Origin of the sequence: Bradyrhizobium sp. IC3195, assembly GCF_020193585.1 — a bacterium.
Taxonomy (GTDB): domain Bacteria; phylum Pseudomonadota; class Alphaproteobacteria; order Rhizobiales; family Xanthobacteraceae; genus Bradyrhizobium; species Bradyrhizobium yuanmingense.
The window spans coordinates 401,844-416,182 of sequence record NZ_JADYVG010000003.1 but is presented as its reverse complement, the minus strand read 5'-3'; the positions used below and the strand labels follow the sequence as shown (position 1 = coordinate 416,182).

Genomic DNA, 14,339 nt, shown 5'->3' with positions numbered 1-14,339 from the left:
CTGACGCTGGTCGCGAACAGCGGAAAGATGGTGGGCACGGCGCTGGCACCTTTGCCCACCCTACAGCACTGTGCGCCTACTCCGCGGTCCAGCCGCCGTCGATCGAGAGGTTGGTGCCGGTGATTTGGGCGGCGTCGTCGCTGCACAGGAACAGCGCGAGCGCGGCGACCTGCTCGGAGGTGACGAACTCCTTGGTCGGCTGCGCATCGAGCAGCACGTCGTTGATGACCTGCTCGCGCGTCAGATTGCGCGCCTTCATCGTGTCGGGGATTTGCTTCTCGACCAGCGGGGTCCAGACGTAGCCGGGGCTGATGCAGTTGCAGGTGATCTTGTGGGTCGCGACTTCCAGCGCCACGGTCTTGGTGAGGCCGGCGATGCCGTGCTTGGCCGAGACGTAGGCCGACTTGAATGGCGAGGCCACCAGCGAGTGCGCCGACGCCGTGTTGATGATGCGGCCCCAGCCCTTCTTCTTCATGCCGGGCACCGCGGCGCGGATGGCGTGGAAGGCCGAGGACAGATTGATCGCGATGATCTGGTCCCATTTCTCCGGCGGGAATTCCTCGATGGGCGAGACGAACTGGATGCCGGCATTGTTGACGAGGATGTCGACCGAGCCGAACGTCTTCTCGCCGAGCGCGATCATGCCGGCGACCTCGGCGGGCTTGGTCATGTCGGCGGGCGAGTAGACCGCCTTGACGCCGAAATCGGATTCGATCTTGGCGCGCTCCTTCTCGATGTCTTCCGGCGAGCCGAAACCGTTGATGACGACGTTGGCACCGGCGCCGGCGAAGGCGCGCGCGTAAGCGAGCCCGATGCCGCTGGTCGATCCGGTCACGACGGCGTTCTTGCCTGACAGAGTACCCATTCTATTCGCTCCTTTTTGCCGGGGGCGCGGTGACGTCCCCCGTGAGATCGTAGGTCACCATGGTCTCGCCGGACTGCGGCCGCTCCAGCCAGTCCTTGTGGCGCATCGACAGGTGCACGTCACGCACGCCGGCCTCCCAATGCTCGACCATGGCAATGTGCGAGAAATCGTAATCCTTGGACGAGGATTCGTAGTTCTTGCTGCGGTAGATCAGATGCACCACGGTGACGGTGCTTTCGCGCGACACTTTCGCCAGGAATTCGACGGAAGGATCGTTCTTGAGATAGTCCGGCAATTTGCCGATCAGATCGCGCACGGCCCTGCGGGCGTTGTGCAGCTGCTTGTTCTTGTCGGTGTTCATCCGCGTGCGGCTGGAATAGCGGATGTCCTTCTCGCGCTCGGCCGCCTCCAGCAGCGAGTTCGGCAGGTCGCCGCGCGCGGAAAACAAATCGACCTGAAAGATCAGCATGTCGCGTTCGACCTCGGCATCGAGCACGTAGTCGAGCGGAGTGTTGGAGGCTATGCCGCCGTCCCAATAATGCTCGCCGTCGATGACGACGGAGGGAAAGCCCGGCGGCAGCGCGCCGGAGGCCATGATGTGCTCGGGGCCGATCTTCTTGCCGAGCTTCTTGAACGCGTAATTGTCGAAATATCTGAAATTGCCCGAGGTGACGCCGACCGCGCCGACCGACAGGCGTGTCTTCAGATCGTTGATGCGGTCGAAATCGACGAGACGCTCCAGCGTCTTCTTCAGCGGCGAGGTATCGTAATAGCTTTCGGCCTCGGGATGCCCCGGCGGCCACAGCGGCGCCGGCGGAATGCGTGGCGTGAAGAAGCCGGGCACGCCAAACGTCGCAATCAGCGCGGCACTGGTGGAATTGAACAGCTCGCGGCTGCGGTCGCTCTTGCCGACCGGCTTCCACGGCACCGGGGCCGACACCATTTCCCAGAACTCCTTGAGCCGCTCGACGCGGGTGTGCCCCTCATTGCCGGCGATGATGGCGGCATTGACCGCGCCGATCGAGATGCCGGCGACCCATTCCGGATCGAAGCCGTAGCCACACAGCGCCTGGAAGGCGCCAGCCTGGTACGAGCCCAGCGCGCCGCCGCCCTGGAGGACCAGGACGCGTTGCGCATTCGTGGGGATTGTTGCGGTTTCCGGACTATGATCGGTCATGCGGGAACAATAGCAAAAGGCTGGCCACCGTGGCGACACTCCGCCGCGACGTCAATGCATCCCCGGGATCAAGTCTGGCTTATCGAGGCTCGGTGGAGGCCAGGATCATGGTCCAGAACACCTTGTATTTGGTGCCTGGAGCATAGCTCGCCGCGATGCCCAATTTTGTGACACCGCTCTTGAGCATGTTCGCGCGGTGCGGAGGCGAGTCGCGCCAGCCGGAAAACGCTTCCGCCAGCGTATGATAGCCGGCCGAGATGTTCTCGACCGCCACGGTGGCAGGATAACCGCCAGAGGCCAGACGCTTGGCGAGCGGCGCGCGGACGTCGTGGTCCATCTTGTTGGCCGCCGCCATCGCGCCCGATTGGGATTCGGCGAGCCGCGTCAAATCCGGGTCGACCACGACCGTACCGAGCCCGTTGTTCTGGCGGTATTGCGAGATCATGATCGCAGCTGCCTGGACGTCGAGCTTGGAGCCCGGCACCGCCATGTCGGCATACATCGACGGCTGCTGGACCGGTGCTTCGTTGCCGGCACAACCGGCGAGCAGCAACATGATGAGAATTGCGGCCGCAGCGCGCATGAATCGGGGCCCCCAAATGAGGGGCTGTTGTTGCATACCAACAATGGCTGAAAGGTGAATTTTGAAGAGAATTTGAGCCGTCATTCCGCGGCGGAATGACGGTGGGCTCAGCCCGCAAAAATCCGGTAGCGACGCGGATTGAGGCCGATCGTGTCGCCGGCGCGCAGTTCCTTGTCGCGGGGGGCGTCGATCTCGATGGTCTCGCCGCCGGACAGGGCTACTTCCGCCCGCTGCACCGGACCGAAATTGCGGACGTGCTGGACCGCGCCCTCGAAGGCGCCGCTGCCGGGCGGGCCGACCAGCATGTCATGTCGCCGCACGAACAGCTTCGACGCGCCAGGCGCAAGCCCATCGGCCGCCAGATCGAGCTGCCGGTCGCCGAGCCGGATCGCACCATCGCCGATCTGGATCGGCAGCACGATGGATTCGCCGATGAAGCCGTGCACGAACGCCGTCGCCGGATTGTCGTAGACGTCGTCGGGCGAGCCGATCTGCTCGATCCGTCCCTTGTCCATCACCACGACGCGGTTGGCGACTTCCAGCGCCTCCTCCTGGTCGTGCGTGACGAAGATCGAGGTGACATGGATCTCGTGATGCAGCGAGCGCAGCCATTTGCGCAGCTCCTTGCGCACCTTGGCGTCGAGCGCGCCGAAGGGTTCATCGAGCAGCAGAATGCGCGGCTCGATTGCAAGCGCACGGGCGAGCGCGATGCGCTGACGCTGGCCGCCGGAGAGCTGGCTCGGATAGCGGTCGGCGAGCCAGTCGAGCTGCACCAGATCGAGCAGCTCCTTGACGCGCGAGCGGATCGCAGCCTCATCCTTTCGGACCGCGCGCGGCTGCACGCGGAGGCCAAAGGCAACGTTCTCGAACACCGTCATGTGGCGGAACAGCGCATAATGCTGGAACACGAAGCCGACGTGGCGCTCGCGGGCTCCTTGCGCCAGCGCGTCCTCACCGTTGAAGGAGACTTCGCCCGAGTCCGGCCAGTCGAGGCCGGCGATGATCCGCAGCAAGGTGGTCTTGCCGGAGCCGGACGGACCGAGCAGCGCCAGCAGCTCACCGTCGTTGACCTTGAGATCGACGCCGTCGAGGGCAGCAAAACTGCCGAATTTCTTGACGAGATTCTTGACTTCAATGGTCACTGGCGTCTTGTCCTTCGTCGAGATGACGTTCGAGAATGGTTTTTGCGATCAGCGTGATCAGCGCCAGCATTGCGAGCAGCGAGGCGATCGCGAAAGCGGCGACGAACTGGTATTCGTTGTAGAGGATCTCGACCAAGAGCGGCATGGTGTTGGTCTCGCCGCGGATGTGGCCGGAGACGACGGAGACCGCACCGAACTCGCCCATCGCGCGCGCGTTGCAGAGCAGGACGCCGTAGAGCACGCCCCATTTGATGTTGGGCAGGGTGACGCGGAAGAAGGTCTGCAGGCCGGAGGCGCCGAGCGAGATCGCAGCCTCCTCCTCCTGCGTGCCCTGCTCCTGCATCAGGGGGATCAGCGCGCGCGCCACGAAGGGGAAGGTCACGAAGGTGGTGGCGAGCGCAATGCCGGGGACCGCGAACAGGATCTGGATGTCGTGCTCGCGCAGCCAGCTGCCGAGATAGCCTTGCGCGCCGAACAATAGCACGAAGACGAGGCCCGAGATCACCGGGCTGACCGAGAATGGCAGGTCGATCAGCGTGATCAGGAAGGTCTTGCCCGGAAACTCGAATTTTGCAATCGCCCAGGCGGCGACGAGGCCGAACACCAGATTGAGCCCGACCGAGATCGCCGCGACGATCAACGTCAGCTTGATCGCCGCCATCGCCTCCGGCTCGGCGAGCGCGGCGAAATAGGCGAGGATGCCGCGCGAAAATGCCTGCGCGAACACGACGACCAGCGGCAGCACGACGAAGACGGTGAGAAACAGCAACGCCAGCGTGATGATGACGATGCGGACGGCGCGCGGCTCGGTGCGCAAATTGTTCCGCGCCGCCGCCGCGTGCGCGCGTGCCTGCGAGTCGGAGGCCGAGAGCGACACGGAATCTGCGATCTGCATCGTCATGGTCCGCCCTCAGCGCGCCGGAATCCGGCTCTGCGCCCAGCGCTGGAGCCGATTGACCGCGAAGATGATGACGAAGGAGACGACCAGCATGACCACCGCAATCGCGGTCGCATCGGCGTAACGGAATTCGGACAGGCGTATCACGATCAAGAGCGGCGCGATCTCGGAGACGTTGGGCAGATTGCCGGCGATGAAGATCACCGAGCCGTATTCACCGACCGCGCGGGCGAAGGCGAGCGCGAGGCCCGTGAGCAGCGCCGGCGCGAGCGAAGGCAGGATCACGCGAACGATGGTCTGCAAGCGGCTGGCCCCCAGGCTGCCCGCGGCTTCCTCGATTTCAGGGTCGAGATCCTGCAGCACCGGCTGCACGGTGCGGACAACGAAGGGAATGCCGATGAAGATCATGGCGACGAAGATGCCGACCGGCGTGAACGCCACCTTGAGGCCGAGCGCGGCGAGCGGCGCCCCCAGCCAGCCCTTCTCGGCGAACAGCGCCGTCAGCGCGACGCCGGCCACCGCCGTCGGCAGCGCAAACGGCACGTCGACGATGGCATCGAAGATGCGGCGGCCGGGGAAGCGGTAGCGCACCAGCGCCCAGACGATGATGCTGCCCATCACCAGATTGACGCAAGCCGCCGCAAAGGCGAGGCCGAACGAGACGCGGAGCGCGTTCAGGGTGCGGCGGCTGGAGAGGATGTTCCAGAACTGCTCGGGGCTGAGCTCAAGCGATCTCAGGAACAGGCCGGCGAGTGGAATCAGGATGATCACGGACAGCCAGGAAAGCGTCAGTCCCATGGTGAGACCGAAGCCCGGCAATGTCCGGCGTCGTGCTGCGAGTGCGCTCACCAGGCCCCCTGCTAAAGCCACCTACGACAGCGCCCGATCAGTTCTTGTAAATCTGATCGAAAACGCCGCCGTCTGCAAAATGTTCCTTCTGTGCCTTGGTCCAGCCGCCGAAGACGTCGTCGATCGTGAACAGCTCGACCTTGGCGAAGGCATTTTCGTACTTTTTGGCGGTCTCGGCATCACGCGGACGGTAGAAATTGCGCGCGGCGATTTCCTGCCCTTCCTTGGTGTACCAGTATTGAAGGTAGGCGTCAGCCGCATTGCGGGTGCCCTTTTTGTCGGCAACCTTGTCCACGATCGCGACCGGCGGCTCGGCGAGGATCGACTGCGGCGGTGCAACGATCTCGAACTTGTTCGCACCGAATTCCTTGAGGGCCAGGAACGCCTCGTTCTCCCAGGCGAGCAGCACGTCACCGACGCCGCGCTCGACAAAGGTCACAGTGGCGCCCCGGGCGCCGGTATCGAGCACCGGCACCTGCTGGAAGAGCTTCCCAACGAAGTCCTTGGCCTTGTCGGCCGAACCGTATTTCTTTTGCGCAAAGCCCCAGGCGGCAAGATAATTCCAGCGCGCGCCGCCCGACGTTTTCGGGTTCGGGGTGATGATGGCAACGCCCGGCTTGATCAGATCATCCCAGTCCTTGATGCCCTTGGGATTGCCCTTGCGCACCAAGAACACGATGGTCGACGTGTAGGGCGACGAATTCTGTGGCAGCCGTTTCTGCCAATCCGTCGCGGTGAGGCGCTTGCTCGCGATGGCGTCGATGTCATAGGCCAGCGCCAGCGTCACCACATCAGCCTGCAAGCCGTCGATCACCGCGCGCGCCTGCGAGCCGCTGCCGCCGTGCGACTGCTTGATCTCGACGCTCTTACCGGTTTCCTTCTGGTAGGCGCTCGCGAACGCCTTGTTGAACTCGACATAGAGCTCGCGCGTCGGATCGTACGACACGTTCAGCAAATTGATGTCGGCGGCCAGAGCCGAGCCTGCCCAGAACCCCGTCGCGAGCAATCCTGCGGCGAGCGGAACGATACGGCGCATCATGTCCATCTCCATTCACCTCGACGACATCGGCGTCGTCGACGGCAGGCATAACTCGTGGCGAAACGCTCTTGTGTCAACGGAACCCGATTTTCTTGTTCGCTAGCTTGCAGCGCGACTGTGCTACGAAGTCTTCATCGTATGGATGCCGCATTCTGTCTTGGCCCGGCCGCGCCACCGGCCGGCGCGTGCATCCTCGCCCTCAGTCGTTCTGCTGGTGCAAGGCATACACCCAACCGACAGGAATCCTGACACAACCAGAGGGTGCCGCGGCAATTTAGCGCGGGTGAAGATCGCCTCGATCTCCTCGCGCGAGACGTTGGCGAAGGGATTGAATTTCAGCCGCGCGCCATCGTCCTCGACGACCGGAATGTCGGCGCGCGCATTGCCCTGAAAGCGCTTGCGGCCGTTGAGCCAGGCGCCGAACGGCTTCAGCGCACGCGCCAGCGGCTCGACCTTGCGGATGCGGCAGCAGGCGTCGGGATCGGAGAACCAGAGGTCGCGGTCGGGGTCTTCGCGCGACAGCGTCTCCTCGGCCGGCTTGATCGAGCGGACGTCCTTCAGGCCCAGCGTCGCAATCAGCGTATCGCGATAGGCCAGCGTCTCCTCGAACAACCAGCCGGTGTCGAGAAAGACCACGGGGATCGCCGGATCGACGTCCGCCATGACCTTCAACAGCGTCGCCGATTCCGTGCCGAAGGACGACACCAGCGCAAGCTTGTCGCGCCCGACCGTCTTCAGCGCCGCGGCAATGACCTCCGCAGGCGAGGCATCGCGCAAGGCGCGATCGAGCTCGTCCGCCGAAGGTAGCGCAGACACGGGCGAAACCTGAGGCGCGATCGCGTTCACGTGCCGACCCCTTCGGAGTGACGCAATTGCATGCGCCGGTGCAGCGCGGTGATGCGGCCATCGCCGGTCGGCTGGTAGAATACCGAGTAGCGCTTGGCGGTCTGCATGAAGGCTTCCGCATCGGCCTGCTTCTTGACCTCGAAGGCATCGAAGCCGGCGCGCAGCATGAACACGAACTGGTCGCGCAGCACCTGACCGGTCGCGCGCAATTCGCCGCGGTAGTTGTAACGTTCGCGCAGCAGCCGCGCCTGGCTGTAGGCGCGCCCGTCACGGAAGGTCGGGAACACCAGCGCGACGGCGGCGATCTGGCCGAGATACGGCACGAGCTCGGCGATGTCGCGATTGTTGGGCCAGATCACCCCGACCTTTCCGGCGCGCTTGAGCAAGCCCTCGGCCTCGCCGAGGAAGCGCTCGGCGGGCACCAGGATGTCGCCGCCCTCGGGCAGCGGCGTGTCGACGGCGAGCTTGACGAAGCGGTCGTCCGTGATCTTTCCGCCATTAACGAGTGGCATAGACGCGCTCCTTGAAGGGTTCGACGCCGAGGCGCTTCACCGTGTCCATGAACAGCTCTTCGGGCCGCTCGCGCAGCGCCAGATAGGCTTCCACGATGTCCTCGACCACGTCGGCGACCTCGTCGAACTTGACGCCGGGACCGATCAGGGTGCCGAGCGCGGCGTTCTCGTCGGCACGGCCGCCGATGGTGATCTGGTAGACCTCCTCGCCGTTCTTCTCGACGCCGAGAATGCCGATATGGCCGACATGGTGATGGCCGCAGGCATTGATGCAGCCGGAGATGTTGATATGCAGACGGCCGATCAGGTTAGCGAGCTCGTGATTGGCGAAGCGCCGCGTCAGCTCCTGCGCGATCGGAATCGAGCGGGCATTCGCCAGCGAGCAATAGTCGAGCCCGGGGCAAGCGATGATGTCGGTGATCAGGTTGACGTTGGGCGTCGCCAGCCCGAGCTTGTCGAGCGCCTTCCACAGTGCCGGCAGGTCGCGCTTGGCGACGTGCGGCAGCGCTAGATTCTGCTCGTGGCCGACGCGGATCTCGCCGAAGGAATATTTGTCGGCAAGATCTGCCAGCGCGTCCATCTGCTCGGCGGTGGCATCGCCCGGAGGCCCGCCGGTCGGCTTCAGCGAGATCGTGACGATGGAGTAACCTTGCACCTTGTGCGGGGCCACCGAGTTCTTGCGCCATGCCTCGAAATCAGGGTCGGCCGCGGCCTGGCGCAGTTCGTCCGGCATATGCGGCAGCTTCTCGTAAGCCGGATAAGTGAAGCGCGAGCGGATGTCCTCGATCACCTCCTCGTCGATCTGGAGCGAGGAGTTGCGGATATGCTGCCACTCCTCCTCGACCTCGCGGGAGAATTTCTCGATGCCTAGCTCGTGGACCAGGATCTTGATGCGCGCCTTGTAGATGTTGTCGCGGCGGCCGTACTGATTGTAGACGCGTAAGATCGCCTCGATGTAGCTGAGGATGTCGCGGCCGTGCACGAAGTGCTTGATGGTCTTGGCGATGAACGGCGTGCGGCCGAGACCGCCTCCGACCAGAACCTCGAAGCCGGTCTCGCCCTTTTCGTTCTTGATCAGGCGGAGGCCGATGTCGTGGATCTTGATCGCGGCGCGGTCGTGGTCCGAGGCGGTGATCGCGATCTTGAACTTGCGCGGCAGGAACGAGAATTCCGGATGCAACGTGGTGTGCTGGCGGATCAGCTCCGACCAGATGCGCGGATCCTCGATCTCGCCCGGCGCGACGCCGGCCCACTGGTCCGAGGTGACGTTGCGCATGTTGTTGCCGGAGGTCTGCATCGCGTGGATGCCGACCTTGGCGAGGTCTTCGAGTGCATCCGGCAGCTCGGCGAGCTTGATCCAGTTGAACTGGATATTCTGCCGCGTGGTGAAGTGGCCGTAGCCGCGATCGTATTTGCGCGCGACATGGGCGAGCGCCCGCATCTGGTTCGTCGCCAGTGTGCCATAGGGGATCGCGACGCGGAACATATAAGCGTGCAGCTGCAGATAGACGCCGTTCTGCAAACGCAGGATCTTGAACTCGTCCTCGGTGAGCTCGCCGGAAAGGCGCCGCTTCACCTGGTCGCGGAACTCCGAGACGCGCTCGTTGACGAGCGTGCGGTCGATTTCGTCGTAAGCATACATAAGTGGGTGCCTTAAACCTGGGCCGGCTGTCCGATGGTGACGCCGGTGCGGCGAATCTGCTCGCGCAGATTGCCGGGCTGGACCTTGCCATCGTCGCCGATCTGCACCGGCGCGATATAGGGGCCGATGGCGCCGACGTCATCGGCCACGGCTTCCGCAAGCAACGCCTTGGCCTCGTCGGAGTTGCGCACGATCGCGGCTTCCGACAGCTCGGCGGACCAGCTGTTGGCGGCGGTGCGGTAGACCACGATGCCGTCCCAGGTGCGGTTGGCGGTCACGACCGAGGGGCCGGCGATACGGATCTTCTTTTGTTCGAGCGGAGAGGTCATTCGGCTGCATCCAATAGGTCAGAGATGATTTGTTTGGGTGTCTGGCGGCGAAGCGAGCCGGCATGCCGGACCACGTCGCCGATGATGAGGATGGCGGGACCGCCATGGATCCGCCGCACCAGTTCCGGCAGATCGCGCAGCGTGCCAATTGCGCCTTGCGCATCGGGCCGCGTGACGCGGGCGAACACGCCGACCGGCGTCTCCGGCGAGCGGCCGGCCGCGAACAAGCCTGCGCGCACGGCGGGCGCTGCGGTCATGCCCATGTAGACCACGACGGTCATCTTGGTGTCGGTCAGTGTCGACCAATCCACGTTCTCTGCATCGCGGGCCTTGTGTGCGGTGAGGAAGGTGATGCGGGTCGCTTCGTGACGATAAGTGAGCGGCACCTCGAAATCGGCAGCGGCGCCGAGCCCTGCGGTGATGCCGGGAATGATCGAATAGGCGACGCCGGCGGCGCGCAACGCTTCCACCTCTTCGCCGCCGCGGCCGAACACGAAGGGATCGCCGCCCTTCAGCCGCACGACGCGCTGGCCCGATTGCGCGGCCTCGATCATGCGCTTGTTGATGGCGTCCTGGCCGATGCCGGGCTTGCCGACGCGGCGGCCGACCGCAACGCGCGTGGTGTCGCGGCGAATGCGGTCGAGAATCTCGGGCGAGACCAGCTCGTCATGGAAGACGATGTCGGCGTCCTGCAAAGCGCGCAGCGCCTTGATGGTGAGCAGATCGGGATCGCCGGGGCCAGCGCCGACCAGCGCGACGGAGCCTTCCGGCTTGTCGGCGCGCGCGAACGCGGTGGGATCGGAGATCGCCTTGAGCGATGCATCGGCTTCGCTGTTGCGGCCGCCCAGCACGGCGGCGCCGATCGGACCGTCGATGACGCGCTCCCAGAAGCGGCGGCGCAGCGGAAACTCGGCGATGCGCTCGTTGATCGACTTGCGGAAGGTGCCGATGAACTCGGCGAGTTCGCCAATGCGCGCCGGCAGCAGCGCCTCGATCTTCTCGCGTACGCGCCGCGCCACCACCGGAGAGGTGCCGCCGGTGCCGACCGCGACCACGACATCGCCGCGATCGACGATGGCGGGGAAGATGAAGCTGGAATGCTCGAGGTCGTCCATGACGTTGACGGGCAGGCCAGCCGCCTTGGCGCGAGCCGACATGGCCACACCGACATCGCCTGCGCCCGCGCAGACGACGGCGATGACGCCGGAAATATCCACCGTGAGCGGATCGCCTGCCGCGATCTCGATGCGCGCCAAGTCTTCGGAGCCGAGGCCAAGGTCGTGATTGCCATCGATCGCATGCACGCGCAGGCGCGCGCCGGCAGCGACGAGCACGCGCAGCTTGGCGCGCAAAAGCTCGCCCGTCCCGATGAGGACCACCGGGCCGGCCTTGAGATCGAGAAACACCGGCAAGAACCGCATGTGATACTCGCTTCCCCACAAACGGGGTTGACTGGAATTATTTTCTATATATGTCTCGTTTCGAGCGCGCAAAGAGAAAATTTTTTCTTCTCTTCCGCACCGCAACTATAGAATTTTCGCCTCCAAACGCAAAGTGGCAGAGATGCATCTTCTCAAGGACGATTCCGCTGCTGATCGACTGAGCAATCCGGCGCTGGCTGAGCGCGTGCGCGCGCAAGAATTTGCTGCCGAACTTGCCTCGAGCATGGACCATCTCGACCAGCTCGAAGCGCAGAGCATCTACATCTTCCGTGAGGCCTTTGCCCGGCTGAAGAAGATTGCCCTGTTGTGGTCACTCGGCAAGGACTCCAACGTCATGATCTGGCTGGCGCGGAAAGCCTTCTTCGGCAAGATGCCGTTCCCGGCCCTTCACGTCGATACCGGCAAGAAGTTTTCGGAGATGTATCGCTTCCGCGATCATTACGGCAAGGAATGGGATCTCGATCTGCGCGTCGAGCCCTGCCCGCCGATTGATGCCGTCGACCCAACGCTGCCGCCGGCCGCCCGTTCCGCCGCGCGCAAGACCGAGGGCCTCAAGATGGCGCTCGCAAAGTATGGCTTTGACGGCCTGATCGCCGGCATCCGCCGCGACGAGGAAGCGACGCGCGCCAAGGAGCGGGTGTTCTCGCCGCGCGGCTTGGAGGGCAATTGGGACGTGCGCGACCAGCCGCCGGAATTCTGGGATCATTTCAACGCCTCGCCGCCGCAAGGCGCGCATCTGCGCATCCATCCGATCCTGCATTGGACCGAGGCCGACATCTGGGCCTACACCAAGCGCGAGAACATCCCGATCATTCCGCTGTACCTCGCCAAGAACGGCAAGCGTTATCGCTCGCTGGGTGACCAGGACATCACCAATCCGGTTGCCTCGAATGCCTCGAACATCGACGAGATCCTGATCGAGCTCGAACAGACCAAGGTGCCGGAGCGCTCGGGGCGCGCGCTCGACCACGAGACCGAGGACGCCTTCGAGCGCCTTCGCGTCGCCGGCTATCTCTGATCAAGGACGCGGCCATGAACATGATCGTCACGTCAGCCTCGCCCGGCACGCCGAACGGCACCACGCGTCCCCAGGTCCGCATCGTCATCGTCGGCCATGTTGACCACGGCAAGTCGACCCTGGTCGGCCGCCTCCTGCATGAAACCGGCAGCCTGCCCGAGGGCAAGCTCGAAATGCTCAAGGCCGTCAGCGCGCGGCGCGGCATGCCGTTCGAATGGTCGTTCCTGCTCGACGCGCTGCAGACCGAGCGCGACCAGGGCATCACCATCGACACCACGCAGATCCGCTTCCGCACCAATTCGCGCGACATCGTGCTGATCGATGCGCCCGGCCACGCCGAATTCCTCCGCAACATGATCACCGGCGCTTCGCAGGCCGACGGTGCGGTGCTGATCATCGACGCGCTGGAGGGCGTGCGCGACCAGACCAGGCGGCACGGCTATCTCCTGCATCTGCTCGGGGTGAAGCAGGTCGCCGTCGTCGTCAACAAGATGGACCGCGTCGATTTCTCCGCCGCACGCTTCAAGGACATCAGCGACGAGATCTCCGCGCATCTGAACGGCCTCGGCGTGACCCCCACGGCCGTGATCCCGATTTCCGCGCGTGACGGCGACGGCGTTGCGATGCGCACCGACCGCATCTCTTGGTACAAGGGACCGACCGTGGTCGAGGCGCTTGATCACCTCGAGCCGGCGCGTCCGCTGGAAGCGCTGGCGCTGCGGCTGCCGGTGCAGGCGATCTACAAGTTCGACGACCGCCGCATCGTCGCCGGCCGCATCGAATCCGGCAGCCTGATTGCCGGCGACGAGATCGTGATCATGCCGGCCGGTAAGATCGCCAAGATCAAGACGGTCGAGAGCTGGCCGGCGACGCCGGTAGTGGGCCGTCAGGGCGCCGGCCGCTCGGTCGGCATCACGCTCGACCGCGAATTGTTCATCGAGCGCGGCGACATCATCGCGCATGCGGGCAGCGCCCCGCGCGAGACGCGGCGGCTGCGCGCGCGCATCTTCTGGCTGCACGACAAGCCGCTTGCCAAGGGCGACCAGCTTTTGGTGCGCTGCGGCCCCAAGGAAAGCCGCGCCACCGTGGTCGCCATCGAGAAGGCGGTCGATCCCGGCGAGCTCTCGAGCAGCGAGAACAAGGCGATCGGTCGCAACCATGTCGGCGAGATCGACATCTCCCTGTCCAATCCGATCGCGACCGATCCCTACACCGAAAATCCGCGCACCGGCCGCCTCGTGATCGAGGTGTCCGGGCGCATCGCCGGCGGTGGCCTGGTGCTGTCGGTCGATGCCGGCCAGCGTGCCGTGCCTGTCGACATCGTGCCGGTGGAATCGGCGCTGCGTAGCGACGAGCGCTCGGCCCGCTACCGCCACAATGGCGCCGTGGTCTGGCTTACCGGCCTGCCGGCTTCGGGCAAGTCGACGCTGGCGCGGGCGCTGGAGCGGCGTCTCTTCACCAATGGCGGCTCGCCGATCCTGCTCGATGGCGACACGCTGCGCGCCGGGCTCAACAGCGATCTCGGCTTCTCCGCCACTGATCGCAGCGAGAACATCCGCCGCCTCGCCGAGGTCGCGACGCATCTCGCCCGCAACGGCCACATCGCCATCGTCGCGGCGGTCTCGCCCGCGCGCGAAGATCGCGCCGCCGCGCGTCGCATCGCCGACACCGCGTTTCGCGAAATCCATGTCGCGACGCCCGCCGAGGTCTGCGAGGAGCGCGATCCCAAGGGCCATTACAAGAAAGCCCGCGCCGGCGCGCTCGCCTCGTTCACTGGCATTGGCAACGACTACGAGAAGCCTGAGGCCGCCGAGCTCGTGATCGATACGTCGAAGCGGACGGTTGCGGAAGCGGCCGACGAGATCGAGCAGATGCTGAAGGCATCAGGCGTGCTGTTCGACGAGCTCGTGGACCTCGCCGCGAACATTTGAGGCGGCCCTAGTCGTCGCCCGGCTCGGCCGGGCGACCCAGTATTCCAGAGACAGCGTTGGAATACG

Annotated in this window: 14 protein-coding genes; 2 read left to right on the top strand and 12 right to left on the bottom strand. The window is 64.8% G+C overall.

The window, feature by feature from the left end:
* Positions 1–76: 76 nt before the first annotated feature.
* The 12 genes from I6F09_RS09280 to cysG all read right to left on the bottom strand — a co-directional run bounded on the left by I6F09_RS09280 (position 77) and on the right by cysG (position 11,303).
* Positions 77–865: a 3-hydroxybutyrate dehydrogenase gene (locus I6F09_RS09280; protein ID WP_057028138.1), complete on the bottom strand. Its 789-nt coding sequence runs from the start codon at positions 863–865 to the stop codon at positions 77–79.
* Between the two features lies 1 nt (position 866).
* On the bottom strand, positions 867–2,042 hold the full coding sequence (locus tag I6F09_RS09275; RefSeq protein ID WP_036036932.1) for a patatin-like phospholipase family protein: 1,176 nt from the start codon (positions 2,040–2,042) through the stop codon (positions 867–869).
* A gap of 79 nt (positions 2,043–2,121) precedes the next feature.
* A complete protein-coding gene (locus I6F09_RS09270) occupies positions 2,122–2,625 on the bottom strand; it encodes a CAP domain-containing protein (protein ID WP_035998228.1) in 504 nt (167 codons plus the stop codon).
* Between the two features lie 107 nt (positions 2,626–2,732).
* Positions 2,733–3,767 (bottom strand): sulfate ABC transporter ATP-binding protein, encoded by a 1,035-nt coding sequence (locus tag I6F09_RS09265; RefSeq protein WP_035998225.1) that lies wholly within the window; start codon positions 3,765–3,767, stop codon positions 2,733–2,735.
* The gene (cysW, locus tag I6F09_RS09260) at positions 3,757–4,668 is read right to left on the bottom strand and encodes a sulfate ABC transporter permease subunit CysW (RefSeq protein WP_035998223.1); all 912 of its coding nucleotides are present in this window, start codon (positions 4,666–4,668) and stop codon (positions 3,757–3,759) included. The genes I6F09_RS09265 and cysW overlap by 11 nt, the downstream gene beginning before the upstream one ends.
* A 9-nt stretch (positions 4,669–4,677) precedes the next feature.
* Positions 4,678–5,514: a sulfate ABC transporter permease subunit CysT gene (cysT, locus tag I6F09_RS09255; protein WP_074447692.1), complete on the bottom strand. Its 837-nt coding sequence runs from the start codon at positions 5,512–5,514 to the stop codon at positions 4,678–4,680.
* A 37-nt stretch (positions 5,515–5,551) separates the two neighbouring features.
* On the bottom strand, positions 5,552–6,553 hold the full coding sequence (locus tag I6F09_RS09250) for a sulfate ABC transporter substrate-binding protein (RefSeq protein ID WP_225126395.1): 1,002 nt from the start codon (positions 6,551–6,553) through the stop codon (positions 5,552–5,554).
* A gap of 120 nt (positions 6,554–6,673) precedes the next feature.
* Positions 6,674–7,399 carry a phosphoadenylyl-sulfate reductase gene (locus I6F09_RS09245; protein ID WP_225187917.1) on the bottom strand — a complete coding sequence of 242 codons (726 nt, stop codon included), beginning with the start codon at positions 7,397–7,399 and terminating at the stop codon, positions 6,674–6,676.
* Positions 7,396–7,911, bottom strand: a complete 516-nt coding sequence (locus I6F09_RS09240) for a DUF934 domain-containing protein (RefSeq protein ID WP_035998199.1) — start codon at positions 7,909–7,911, stop codon at positions 7,396–7,398. The genes I6F09_RS09245 and I6F09_RS09240 overlap by 4 nt, the downstream gene beginning before the upstream one ends.
* Complete coding sequence (locus I6F09_RS09235; protein WP_225183123.1) at positions 7,898–9,553, bottom strand: nitrite/sulfite reductase; 1,656 nt, start codon at positions 9,551–9,553, stop codon at positions 7,898–7,900. The genes I6F09_RS09240 and I6F09_RS09235 overlap by 14 nt, the downstream gene beginning before the upstream one ends.
* 11 nt (positions 9,554–9,564) lie before the next feature.
* A complete protein-coding gene (locus tag I6F09_RS09230; protein WP_036021663.1) occupies positions 9,565–9,882 on the bottom strand; it encodes a DUF2849 domain-containing protein in 318 nt (105 codons plus the stop codon).
* Positions 9,879–11,303, bottom strand: a complete 1,425-nt coding sequence (gene cysG, locus I6F09_RS09225; protein ID WP_225187916.1) for a siroheme synthase CysG — start codon at positions 11,301–11,303, stop codon at positions 9,879–9,881. Before cysG ends, I6F09_RS09230 begins: the two co-directional genes overlap by 4 nt.
* A gap of 244 nt (positions 11,304–11,547) precedes the next feature.
* On the opposite strand from cysG, the gene cysD reads away from it, so the two are divergent.
* Positions 11,548–12,342: a sulfate adenylyltransferase subunit CysD gene (cysD, locus tag I6F09_RS09220; RefSeq protein ID WP_225187990.1), complete on the top strand. Its 795-nt coding sequence runs from the start codon at positions 11,548–11,550 to the stop codon at positions 12,340–12,342.
* A gap of 14 nt (positions 12,343–12,356) precedes the next feature.
* Positions 12,357–14,273: an adenylyl-sulfate kinase gene (gene cysC, locus I6F09_RS09215; RefSeq protein ID WP_225187915.1), complete on the top strand. Its 1,917-nt coding sequence runs from the start codon at positions 12,357–12,359 to the stop codon at positions 14,271–14,273.
* The last annotated feature ends 66 nt before the right edge of the window (positions 14,274–14,339 follow it).